This window comes from Pseudomonas sp. 32_A (genome assembly GCF_017490905.1).
GTDB lineage: Bacteria > Pseudomonadota > Gammaproteobacteria > Pseudomonadales > Pseudomonadaceae > Aquipseudomonas > Aquipseudomonas inefficax.
This window is the reverse complement of the sequence record NZ_JAFGYI010000212.1, coordinates 1-502: the sequence shown is the minus strand read 5'-3', so window position 1 is coordinate 502 and position 502 is coordinate 1. Positions and strand designations below refer to the sequence as shown.

1 protein-coding gene is annotated in these 502 nt (G+C 43.0%); it reads right to left on the bottom strand.

Translation table 11 applies throughout. The annotated features are described in order from the left end of the window. Positions 1–441 precede the first annotated feature (441 nt). Positions 442–502 (bottom strand): viroplasmin family protein (locus J5M58_RS28555; RefSeq protein ID WP_207880285.1); only part of this gene is annotated, 61 nt, incomplete at its 5' end.

Sequence of the window (502 nt, the reverse complement as noted above, 5' to 3'; positions counted from 1 at the left end):
GCGTCCTTGTTCAAAGAGAGCTACTGCTAATGCCATACCCCGTGCTACTGTTATTAGTTTTTGATTTTTTCTGCTCCATATTTTGTGCTGCTGAATTTTGTTTTGGGCTTTATACAATAATCTCTAGCATATCATACACATACAAATGTAATCATAGCATATACATAGAGAAACAAGGTGGTCATCATCATAATCATCATCCAACGGAAAGTGGTCTCTTGTCATCATTTCGAAAATAGCGATACAAGTCTCGAATACTTGCAACTACATCATCATCCATCTAAACAATGATATACGCGAGAAGAGCGGAACTATGCAGTACATGAGGCGGTGGTTACGAGTCCTCTCTCGCGCTAGCGTGAACCTCAAGTAACTAGCTTCTGCTTCTTGTCTGCTTTTGAAGCCTTTATGGTTGGTGACCGAGACCCCATTCACTTGCGCCTAACACTCAGGCCACTCGTAGTACACCCCCGGAGCCTTCCCTTTGTACACGACATAGCAC